1 protein-coding gene is annotated in these 6,903 nt (G+C 72.4%); it reads left to right on the forward strand.

Annotated features, from left to right (window positions below):
• Nucleotides 1–6,903, forward strand: a 6,903-nt coding sequence (locus D7Y15_RS41325; RefSeq protein ID WP_121756015.1) for a non-ribosomal peptide synthetase/type I polyketide synthase, incomplete at both ends; no start/stop codon positions are given.

A 6,903-nucleotide genomic window follows, 5' to 3' on the forward strand; every position in this document is an offset into this window, starting at 1 on the left:
CCTCCACCGAGAACACCGCGCCGCACCCGGCGCTGAGGCCCGGGGGCGGCGCGGTGTTCTCGGTGGAGGTGGGGGGCGAGGAGCGCGCCGTCGTCGTGCAGGAAATCGACGTGCGGCGGCTGGGCGGACTGCGTGAGCAACTGGCGGCGGCGGACGCGGCGGTGGGCACCATCCGTCAGAGGCTGGCGGAGTCGCACGAGGTGCAGGCGCACGCGGTGGTGATCATCGAGCCGGGCAGTCTGCCCAAGACGTCAAGCGGCAAGGTGCAGCGGCACGCGTGCCGAGCGGCCTTCCTCGCGGGGACGTTGCAGGAGGTGACCGCGTGGCGGGCCGAGGGCTCTCAATCTTCCAATGCACGCCCATCGCCGGCCGAGGCTCCCCTGCCCGCTGGGCCGAAGGCGGAAGCGTCGCTGCCTGAGAAGCCGGACGCGGAAGCACTGGTCGCATGGCTGCGAGACGTCGTGGCCCGGCACGTGCGCATGATCCGTGAGGACATCGACGTCGATGCTCCGGTGACTCGCTACGGGCTGGACTCGTTGGGCGCGGTGGAGCTGGCGCACGAAGTGGGCGCCGGCACCGGGCTGACGGTGCCCATGGAATGGCTGCTCCAGGGGCCGAGCATCACGACCCTGGCTCACAGGCTGGCCTCCCTCCGTGACGCGGCGGGCCCCGCGCCTCTTCGCAGAAACGTGGGCGGCGACCGCGAGGCGTCCTCCTCGCAGGCCCGGTTGTTCTTCCTGTCCCGGTACGCCCCCGGCGACGTGTCCTACAACCTGCCCGCCGCCGTGCGCCTGGAGGGCGAACTGGATGTGGCCGCGCTGGAGGGCAGCCTCGTGGCGCTCGCGGCCCGGCATGAAGGCCTGCGGACCTCCTTCCGCGAGGCCCCGGGGCAGCCCCGGCAGGTCATCGCGCCGGATGCATCCCTGCCGCTGGCGCGCGTGTCACTGGAGTCCCTGCCCGCCAACGCCCGCGAAGCCGAGGCGCTCCGCCTGGCCCACGAAGAGGCCCGCCGCCCGTTCGACCTGGAGCGCGGACCGCTGGTGCGCGCCACGCTCCTCACGCTGGATGCGCGGACCCATGTGCTGGTGCTCGTCATGCACCATGCCGTGTCGGACGCCACGTCCATGGCAGTGCTGGTGCGCGAGGTCTCGGCCCTCTACTCGGCGCTGCGCGAAGGCCGCCCGTCGCCCCTGCCCGCCCTGCCCCTCGACTACGCCGACGCCGCCGACTGGCAGCGGGACGCGCTGGACGGCGCCGCGCTGGAGTCGCGGCTGGACTACTGGCGGACACAGCTCGCCGGTGCTCCCCAGTTGCTGGAGCTGGCCACGGACCGGCCGCGTCCCTCGCGGCGTGGGTCCGCGGGCGCTCGGGTGCCGGTGGTGCTGGAAGCGGGCCTCGCGAAATCGGTCCGGACGCTGGCGGAGCGTGAAGGCGTCACGCCGTTCATGGTCCTGCTCGCGGCCTTCCAGACCGTGCTCGCCCGCCGCGCGGGCCAGGACGACATCAGCGTGGGCACGGCCATCGCGGGCCGTCAGCGCGCGGAGTTCCAGGGGCTCGTCGGCCTCTTCGTCAACTCGCTGGTCCTTCGCACGCGGCTGTCGGGGGCTCCTTCGTTCCGGGAGCTCCTGGCCCGCGTGCGGGAGACGGCGCTGGGCGCGTACGCGCACCAGGATGTGCCCTTCGAGCGTGTGGTCGAGGCGCTCCGGCCTCCTCGTGAACTGGGGCACACGCCGCTGTTCCAGGTGATGTTCAACCTCCAGGGCGCGCGCGTGGACGCGCCCGTCCTGCAGGGGCTCCAGTCCCGGCTCCTGGACGTGCACACCGGCACGTCCATGTTCGACCTCACGCTGTCGCTCGCGGAGTCCCCCCAGGGCTTCGAGGGCTGGCTGGAGTACTCCACGGAGCTGTTCGACGCCGGCACCGTGGCGCGGCTGGCCGGTCACTTCCGCGTGCTGCTGGACGCCGCCATCGCGGCCCCGGAGACCTCCATCCACGAGCTGCCCTGGATGACGGACGCGGAGCGCCACCAGGTGCTCACCGCGTGGAACGACACGGCCCGGGACTACCCCTCCGGCAGCACCCTCCCCGAGCAGTTCGCGCTCCAGGTCGCCCGGACTCCGGACGCCATCGCCGTGGAGGACGGGGATCTTCGCCTGACGTACGCGCAGCTGGAGGCGCGGGCCAATCCGCTCGCGCACTTCCTCCGCGCTCGGGGCGTGGGCCCGGACGTGCCGGTGGCGGTGTGCATGGAGCGCTCCGTGGACTTCGTCGTCTCGGTGCTCGCCATCCTCAAGGCGGGCGGCGCCTATGTGCCGCTGGATGCGTCGTACCCCGCGCAGCGGCTGGCGTTCATGATGGAGGACGCCCGGCCCCGGATGCTGCTCACCACGCGCGCGCTGCGTGAGCGGCTGCACGTGCCGGACGCGACCCTGGCCTGCTTCTTCGTGGACGCGCTGTCGCTCGATGATCAGCCTGTCACCGCGCCGGAAGTCACCGTGGGGCCTCGCAACCTTGCCTACGTCATCTTCACCTCCGGCAGCTCCGGTCGTCCCAAGGGGGTGGCCTCCGAGCATCGTGGCGTGATGCGCCTCGTGCACGCCGAGCCCTACTCGCGCGTCGGTCAGCGCGAAACGGGCATGCTCTTCGCGCCGTTGTCCTTCGACGGCTCCGTGATGGAGCTGTGGACGATGCTGCTGCATGGCGGCCGGCTGGTCATCTTCCCCGGCAAGGTCCCCGCCGGAGACATGGACACGCTCGCGCGCGTGGTGGAGCGCCACGCGGTCAGCTTCGCCCACCTGACGTCGGGGCTCTTCTCGCAGTTGGTGGAGCACCGGCTGGACATCCTCGGACGGCTGCGCGCAGTGCACGTGGCGGGCGACGTCATCTCCGCCCCGCATGTGCGCCGCGCGGTGGAGTTCCTGGGCCGGACCGTCATCAACGCCTACGGCCCCAGTGAATGCTCCGTGGCCGCCTCGTTCTTCACGGTGGAGCGGCCAGAGCAGGCGGGCGCGTCGGTGCCCATTGGCGCGCCGCTCGCGAACACCACGGCGTACGTGCTGGACGCGCGGCTCCAGCCGGTGCCGGTGGGCGTGCCGGGGGAGCTGTTCCTCGGCGGAGATGGCGTGGTCCGGGGCTACGTGTCGCGGCCGGACCTCACGGCGGAGCGCTTCGTGCCGGATACGTACGGCGCGCAGCCTGGCGCACGGCTGTACCGCTCGGGCGACCGGGTCCGCTGGCGCGCGGATGGGACGCTGGACTTCCTGGGCCGCACGGACCACCAGGTGAAGGTGCGCGGCTTCCGCATCGAGCTTCCGGAAGTGGAAGCCGCCCTGCGCGAGCTGCCCGAAGTGCACGAGGCCGCGGCGGTGGTGCGCGAGGACGTGCCCGGCGACAAGCGGCTCGTGGCCTACGCGATGCCGCGCCCGGGTCAGGTGCTGGAGCCCACGCGGCTGCGAGAGGCCCTGCGCCGCAAGCTCCCCGACTACATGGTGCCGTCGCTGTTCGTGGCGCTCCCCACCCTGCCCCTGAACCCCAGCGGCAAGGTGGACCGCAAGGCCCTGCCCGCTCCGGACTCGGAGGTCACCGGCCGGCGTGAGCGCTACGTGGCGCCCTCCCATCCACTGGAGGAACGGATCGCCTCCACGTGGTCCCGCGAACTCGGGGCCGACCGGGTGGGTACGCAGGACCACCTGTTCAACGACCTGGGTGGCACGTCGCTGTCCGTGATGCGGCTCGCCTCGCGCTTGAAGGAGACGCTGGGCCGCGATGTGCCCGTGGTCTGGTTGTTCGAACACCCCACGGTGGAGTCGCTCGCCCAGCGGCTGGAGCACGAGTCGCAGGGAGCACCCGCGCCGTCGCCCACCGCGCCCGGCCACCGTCCGCGCGAGGCGTCGAAGCCTGGCGCCTCCGGGTCCATCGCCATCGTCGGCATGGCGGGCCGCTTCCCCGGAGCGGGAACGGTGGAGGCGTTCTGGCGGAACCTGCGCGAGGGCGTGGAGTCCATCACGCGCTTCACCCCCGAGGAGCTGGAGCACCTGCCCTCCCTGCCGGAGGGGTTCGAGCTCTGGTACCACCCGGCGTTCGTCCCGGCCGCGGGTGTCCTGGAGGACGTGGAGGGGTTCGACCACGCGTTCTTCGACATGTCGCTGCGCGAGGCGCAGTTCACGGATCCGCAGCAGCGGCTCTTCCTCCAGACGGCGTGGGCCGCGCTGGAGGACGCGGGCGTCAATCCGGAGCGCTACCCCGGCGCCATCTCGCTGTATGCGGGCGCGGCGGCCTCTGGATACGCGGAGGCCGTGCGGCAGGCGATGCCGCTGGACGCGGCGTCCTTCTTCGAGCTGAACGGCACCGCCACCCACGAGAGCCTGCCGACGAAGGCGTCCTTCAAGCTGGGGCTCACGGGTGAGAGCACGTTGCTCTACACCGCGTGCTCCACGGGTCTGGTGGCCGTGCACCTGGCCTGTCAGAGCCTGCGGACGGGTCAGTCCGACGTGGCGCTCGCGGGGGCCTCGCGGCTGTCGCTGCCGCAGCGCACGGGCTACGTGGCGCAGGAGGGCCTCATCTTCTCACCGGACGGACACTGCCGTGCGTTCGACGCTCGGGCACAGGGGACGCTGCCCGGGAACGGCGTGGGCACGGTGGTGCTCAAGCGGCTGGAGGACGCGGTGCGGGATGGGGACGCCATCTACGCCGTCATCCGGGGCTCGGCGCTCAACAACGATGGCAAGAACAAGTCCGGCTTCACCGCGCCCAGCGTGCAGGGCCAGGCAGCGGTGGTGTCCCAGGCGTTGGCCAACGCGGGCGTGGCACCGGAGGCCGTGGGCTACGTGGAGGCCCATGGCACCGCGACGCCGCTGGGGGATCCGATTGAAGTGGCGGCGCTGACCCGTGCGTACGGCCTGGGCGTGGAGCACCGGGGACGCATCGCGCTGGCGTCGCTGAAGACGAACGTGGGGCACCTGGACACGGCCGCGGGACTGGCGGGCCTGATGAAGGCCGCGCTGTCGCTGCACCACGGTGAGATTCCCCCCAGCCTCCACTTCGAGAAGCCCAACCCGCAGATCGACTTCGACGCGGGTCCGTTCTTCGTCAACACCACGTTGCGGTCGTGGCCTCGGAGCGAGACGCCTCGCTTCGCCGCGGTCAGCTCCTTCGGCATTGGTGGCACCAATGCCCACGCCATCCTCGAGGAAGCTCCCATGCGGCAGAGTGGTTCGACCACGCGTTCCCACCAGCTCGTCGTGCTGTCCGCGCGCTCGCCGGAGGCGCTGGAGGCGGCGGCGCGGCGGTTGGAGGCGGCGGGCGTCGGGGACTCGGCGCTGGCGGATCTGGCGTTCACGCACGCCGTGGGTCGCAAGGCGTTCGAGTACCGCCGCGCGGTGGTGGTGACGGGCGCGGAGGACCTGGCGCGGCAGCTCCAGAAGCCGGTGACGCTGGCGAAGAGCCCGGGCAAGGCGCCGCGCGTGGCGTTCGTGTTCTCCGGGCAGGGTTCGCAGCGGCTGGCCATGGGGCGTGAGCTGGCGGAGGCGTCGCCGCTGTTCCGCGCGCACCTGGATGCGTGCCTCGCGTTGCTGGACGCGCCGCTGCGGGCGCGGGTGTCGGCCGTGCTGGCGCCCGAGGCCGATGCTTCGGCGGACCTCGCGGACACGCGCGTGGCGCTGCCCGCGTTGTTCAGTGTGCAGGTGGCGCTGGCTCGGATGTGGCGGGACCTGGGCGTCACGCCGTCCGCGGTGATGGGTCACAGCTTCGGTGAGTACGCGGCGGCGTGCATCGCGGGGGCGCTGTCGGTCGAGGACGGTATGCGCCTCGCGGTGGCTCGCGGGGAGCTGATGCACCGGATGCCGCCGGGCGCGATGCTCGCGGTGGCCCTGCCCGTGGAGCGCGTGCAGCCGTTGCTGTCGGGCCGGCTGTCGGTGGCGGCGGTGAACGCTCCGGACCGCTGCGTGGTGTCCGGGCCGGTGGAGGAAGTGGAGCGGCTGGAGGCCGAGCTGAAGGCCCAGAAGGCCGGTGCGGTGCGCATGCCCGCGCCGCACGCGTTCCACTCCGCGGACGTGGAGCCGTTGATGCCGGAGCTGGCGCGCGTGGTGGGCACGCTGCGCTGGTCGGAGCCAGCGGTGCCGTACGTGTCCAGCCTCACGGGGGCGCTGGCCAGGCCGGGACAGCTCGCGGCGCCGGACTACTGGACGGAGCAGATGCGCCAGCCGGTGCGCTTCACCCGCGCGGTGGAGGCGCTCCAGGCGGAAGGCTGCACGGTGCTGCTGGAGGTGGGACCGGGACAGGACGTGACGCCGCTGGTGCGCGCGAACCTGGCCCGGCCCGAAGGCGGCGGATCCCCCGTCCACGCGCTGGCGTCGCTGCGGGTGGGCGGGAAGACGACGGAGCAGATGGGCTGGCTCCAGGCCGTGGGCGAGCTGTGGACCGCGGGTGTGATTGTGGACTGGAGCGCGTTCTACGCGCACGAGCAGCGCCTGCGGCTGCACCTGCCCACGTATGCGTTCCAGACCCAGGCGGTCTGGGTGCAGCCGAGAGCACGCGCCACGACGTCTCCGTTCGCGCCTCCGGCAGGAAGTCCCGTTCGTGCGCCGCAGGTTCCGGCAGAGGCCCCGGCCGCGCCCGTGGAGCGTGCGCCTGATGTGACCTCCGACCTGGCACTGGTCACGGCGTCAGTCCGCGCTCCTCAGGCCGCCTCCGCGATGACGGCCCCTGTGTCGGTTCGCGCTCCTCAAGCCTCGTCCGCGATGACGGCTTCGAACGGCGCGATTCAGATCGAGTCCGCGACGACGGATCCGGCCGGCGTCTCACACGGGGCTCCGGTGCACGGGAGTCTTCCGGAGGCGGGTGTGTCCTCGCACGGGTCTGCCGTGTCCACGGGCGTAGCACCCGCCCCGTCCCTCGCTGAACCCG

The organism is Corallococcus sp. AB030 (assembly GCF_003668965.1).
GTDB lineage: Bacteria > Myxococcota > Myxococcia > Myxococcales > Myxococcaceae > Corallococcus > Corallococcus exiguus.